The organism is Mesorhizobium sp. M1E.F.Ca.ET.063.01.1.1, from assembly GCF_003998155.1.
Lineage (GTDB): Bacteria > Pseudomonadota > Alphaproteobacteria > Rhizobiales > Rhizobiaceae > Mesorhizobium.
Window position 1 is genome coordinate 1 of record NZ_RZSC01000493.1, and the last position, 4513, is coordinate 4513.

At 61.2% G+C, this 4513-nt stretch carries 5 protein-coding genes and 1 pseudogene; 5 read left to right on the forward strand and 1 reads right to left on the reverse strand.

The features are described 5' to 3' along the window. Nucleotides 1-424: pseudogene (locus EOA29_RS26190) on the forward strand (serine O-acetyltransferase); the annotation flags it as partial. Between the two features lie 149 nt (nt 425-573). Further along, nucleotides 574-777, forward strand: a complete 204-nt coding sequence (locus tag EOA29_RS26195) for a DUF3126 family protein (RefSeq protein WP_027166457.1) — start codon at nt 574-576, stop codon at nt 775-777. A 67-nt stretch (nt 778-844) separates the two neighbouring features. Here EOA29_RS26195 and EOA29_RS26200 read toward each other — a convergent pair whose 3' ends face one another. Further along, entirely contained in the window at nt 845-1453 is a 609-nt protein-coding gene (locus EOA29_RS26200; RefSeq protein WP_245464658.1) for a hypothetical protein, read from the reverse strand. A 331-nt stretch (nt 1454-1784) separates the two neighbouring features. Here EOA29_RS26200 and clpP point away from each other — a divergent pair, with 331 nt between their 5' ends. The 3 genes from clpP to EOA29_RS26215 all read left to right on the forward strand — a co-directional run. Beyond that, a complete protein-coding gene (gene clpP / locus EOA29_RS26205) occupies nt 1785-2414 on the forward strand; it encodes an ATP-dependent Clp endopeptidase proteolytic subunit ClpP (protein WP_126093548.1) in 630 nt (209 codons plus the stop codon). A gap of 296 nt (nt 2415-2710) precedes the next feature. Then, a complete protein-coding gene (gene clpX, locus EOA29_RS26210; RefSeq protein WP_059185169.1) occupies nt 2711-3985 on the forward strand; it encodes an ATP-dependent Clp protease ATP-binding subunit ClpX in 1275 nt (424 codons plus the stop codon). Between the two features lie 275 nt (nt 3986-4260). Continuing rightward, nucleotides 4261-4513: LON peptidase substrate-binding domain-containing protein (locus tag EOA29_RS26215; protein WP_189478993.1), on the forward strand; the 253-nt coding region annotated here is incomplete at its 3' end.

A 4513-nucleotide genomic window follows, 5' to 3' on the forward strand; every position in this document is an offset into this window, starting at 1 on the left:
GAGCCGGTCCTCCTCGGTGTTCCAGACCGACATCAATCCGGCCGCCCGCATCGGCAAGGGCATTTTCGTCGACCACGCCACCGGCCTTGTCGTCGGTGAGACGGCGGTGATCGAGGACGATGTCTCGATTCTGCATGGCGTGACGCTCGGCGGCACCGGCAAGGCCGGTGGCGATCGCCATCCGAAGATCCGCCGCGGCGTGCTGATCGGCGCCGGCGCCAAGATCCTCGGTAATATCGAGATCGGCCACTGCTCGAAGATCGCGGCCGGCTCGGTGGTGCTGTCGCCGGTGCCGCACAACAAGACGGTCGCCGGCGTGCCGGCGCGCGTCGTCGGCGAGACCGGTTGCGACCAGCCTTCCAGGCAGATGGACCAGCTCCTGCCCTCGCAGACGATGGACCACGTCGTCAGCTTCGACATCTGAATTCGGCCATCATTTGCGGCGGCCGGATTCCGGCTGCCGTGTCAAATACCGGTCGTCCCTATTTATCCTGCCGGCTTGCCTTTACATCGCCATTGTCGGCATGTCAGAAGCGCGTCCCAACGAACAAGGCCGACATTTCGGAGAAGACTTTGAAACCCGACGAGATCAGAAAGCTGGACGCCTATTTCAAACGCGTCTTCCAGAATCCCAAGCTGCAGGTGAAGGCGCGTCCGCGCAAGGAAGACTCGGCCGAAGTCTATGTCGGCGACGAATTCCTCGGCATCGTCTTCAAGGACGAGGACGACGGCGACTACAATTTCTCGATGGCGATCCTCGATATCGATCTGGCCTGAGCCGACATTTTTTTCGACCGGGCAGGAAGAGGCCCGGTCGGACTAGCCCCAGGGCAAACGGTCGAACCTAGTCCAGGCAATGCCGCGGAATATGCACCCGCCGCCATCTGGTCGAGCCTTCCCGCACCACCACGCGGCGCCCAACTGTCCTGTACGAAGGTGGAATTTCGGTGACGCGCCGCCGTTCCGGCCGCACCAGCACTTCCCGCGCCACGTTTTCATATTCCGCCGGAAGGACCACGCGACGGACGCGCTCCGGCTCGACGATTACGGTTTCGGCGACGCGCGCATAGCGCGCCTTGCGCCAGATCTTGCACAGCACCTTGCGGCCATGGATGACGCGCCATTCCCAGGCATAGCCGCCATCGTCGACCTTGACCGTGTGGTAGACGGTGCGCATGACGGCGGGCACGACCTCATAGGTGACGCGAGGCGGGGCGATCTGCTCCAGGCCTTCGCTTGTGCCGTAGATCGGCGGGTCATAGTCGACGAGTTGGCCGCCGGGGCTGACCATCACGTCTTCGTAGACGGTGTCATAAAGCGCCGGCCGATGCACCGGCTCGTAGCATTCGAGCGCGCGGCCGCCGGCAGCCGTTTGCGACACCGTTGCGAGCGTTGCCAGGCTGGCAGAGGTGAGCGATGCGAAGCTCTTGCGAAAGGAACTCTGGCGAAACATGACATTCCCCCGTTGAAAAAGGACGCCGGTTCAACGCAGGAATGTATCGGAAGGCCCGCCGCCGGACAGGGATTTCAAGGCTTGTCGTTAAGCCGCGCGGTTAAGAAATTGCTACCGAGGCGGCCGGTTAGCGCCTGAGCACTTCCGAACAAGGCGCAACCACAGGCATTTCCTGACCGGCGGCGCTTGATTCGACTTAACCAGATGGCTAGGAGGGGCGGCCTTGCGCTAGGGTGAGCCGACATCCTATTTAGGATTTAACGATCAAGAACCGATTCCGCCCGATTGGCCATATTTCACGGCGCCGGAATCCATCTAACAAGGGTAGTCCATGAAGAACCCCGTCGAAACCTACATGAACCTCGTTCCGATGGTGGTCGAGCAGACCAATCGCGGCGAGCGCGCCTATGACATTTTCTCCCGCCTGTTGAAGGAACGCATCATCTTCATCACCGGCCCGGTCGAGGACGGCATGGCGACGCTGGTTTGTGCACAGCTTTTGTTCCTCGAGGCGGAGAACCCCAAGAAGGAGATCAACCTCTACATCAACTCGCCGGGCGGCGTCGTCACCTCGGGCATGGCGATCTACGACACCATGCAGTTCATCAAGCCGGCGGTGTCGACGCTCTGCATCGGTCAGGCCGCCTCGATGGGCTCGCTGCTGCTTTGCGCCGGCCACAAGGATATGCGCTTCGCCACGCCGAACGCCCGCATCATGGTCCATCAGCCGTCCGGCGGCTTCCAGGGTCAGGCGTCGGACATCGAACGTCATGCGCAGGATATCATCAAGCTCAAGCGTCGCTTGAACGAGGTTTATGTCAAGCACACCGGCAAGAGCTATGACGAGATCGAACGGACGCTCGACCGCGACCATTTCATGAGCGCTGACGAGGCCAAGGACTTTGGTCTGATCGACAAGGTCATCACGACGCGCGAGCTGGGCGAAACCGCCGCCGCGTAGGCCCTGGTTGGCAGCTCGATGGTGCGATAACGTGCTTTTGGCGCGGCTTGCGGCATTTCGGCCACAATTGCCTGTTCCCTCGACGGTCGGGATTGCCTACGTTAAGGCTATGTTGATTTTCGACGGCTTAGCTTTGCATGGGGTTGCTGCGAATCATTGTCGCGTTTTCTGATTTGCGTATCGTACGGAATGCGCTGTGTGAGCCGGGACACTGGCGGCCGCGAATTCCCGCGATAGATTGGTGAGACGCCCATGCGGCCAGACCATCGGCGGGCAGGCGGTGAAAGGACAGAAAAATGAGCAAGGTAAGCAACAACGGCGGTGATTCAAAGAACACGCTCTATTGCTCGTTTTGCGGCAAAAGCCAGCACGAAGTGCGCAAGCTGATCGCCGGTCCGACCGTCTTCATCTGCGACGAGTGCGTCGAGCTCTGCATGGATATCATCCGTGAGGAGAACAAGACCTCGATGGTGAAGTCGCGGGAGGGCGTGCCCACCCCGCAGGAGATCCTCAAGGTCCTCGACGACTACGTCATCGGCCAGCCCTACGCCAAGCGGGTGCTGTCGGTCGCCGTCCACAACCATTACAAGCGCCTCGCGCATGCCGGCAAGAACAACGACGTCGAGCTGGCGAAGTCCAATATCCTTCTGATCGGCCCGACCGGCTGCGGCAAGACGCTGCTGGCGCAGACGCTCGCCCGCATCATCGACGTGCCCTTCACCATGGCCGACGCCACGACGCTGACCGAAGCCGGTTATGTCGGCGAGGACGTCGAGAACATCATCCTGAAGCTTCTGCAATCGGCCGACTACAATGTCGAGCGCGCGCAGCGCGGCATTGTCTATATCGACGAGATCGACAAGATCTCGCGCAAGTCGGACAATCCGTCGATAACCCGCGACGTGTCGGGCGAGGGCGTGCAGCAGGCGCTCTTGAAGATCATGGAAGGCACGGTCGCTTCCGTGCCGCCGCAGGGCGGCCGCAAGCACCCGCAGCAGGAATTCCTGCAGGTCGATACCGCCAATATCCTGTTCATCTGCGGCGGCGCCTTTGCGGGGCTCGACAAGATCATCTCGGACCGCGGCCGCAAGACCTCGATCGGCTTCGGCGCCACCGTGGCGTCGCCCGAGGATCGGCGCACCGGCGACCTGTTCCGCCAGGTCGAGCCGGAGGATCTGTTGAAGTTCGGCCTGATCCCGGAATTCGTCGGCCGTCTGCCGGTGCTGGCGACGCTCGAGGACCTCGATGAGCCGGCGCTGATCCAGATCCTGACCGAGCCGAAGAACGCGCTGGTCAAGCAGTATCAGCGGCTGTTTGAGATGGAGAATGTCGACCTGACCTTCCACGAGAACGCATTGTCGGCGATCGCCAAGCGCGCCATCGAGCGCAAGACCGGCGCGCGCGGCCTGCGCTCCATCATGGAAGCGATCCTGCTCGACACCATGTTCGAGCTGCCGGCGCTGGAAGGCGTGCGCGAAGTGGTGATCTCGGAAGAGGTGGTTTCCGGCAACGCCCGGCCGCTGTACATCTATTCCGAGCAGAAGGAAAAGAAGGGCAACGTCAGCGCCTGAGATGGCACCCGATCCGGCAATTTTTCATGGAACGGCGCCCGTGCGGCGCCGTTTTGCTGTGACGGGGGTACCGGCAAGCGATGGAGTGGATGAACGGACCGTGTTAACCCTTGATCTTTGCTCCGCCCGCATCCACCTAACAGCGGAAGGCCGAAGCGCCGAATTCCGTGCTGTAAAATTCCCGTCACAAACTGTGGTAGGCGGAACGACGCTCGGTCGTTAATATAAGATTCGCGGTTGGCTCAATTAGCGTCCGCGACATGAAAGGTTGGACAATGGCCAAAATATCCAGGGCTTCCGGCGACGGCGTCTTCGCGGTTCTCCCGCTGCGCGACATCGTCGTGTTTCCGCACATGATCGTTCCGCTCTTTGTCGGGCGCGAAAAGTCGATCAAGGCGCTGGAAGAAGTGATGGGTCAGGAAAAGCAGATCCTGCTTGCCACCCAGATGAACGCAGCCGACGATGATCCTGAGCCCGGTGCCATTTTCGACATCGGCACGCTCGCCAACGTGCTGCAGCTCCTGAAGC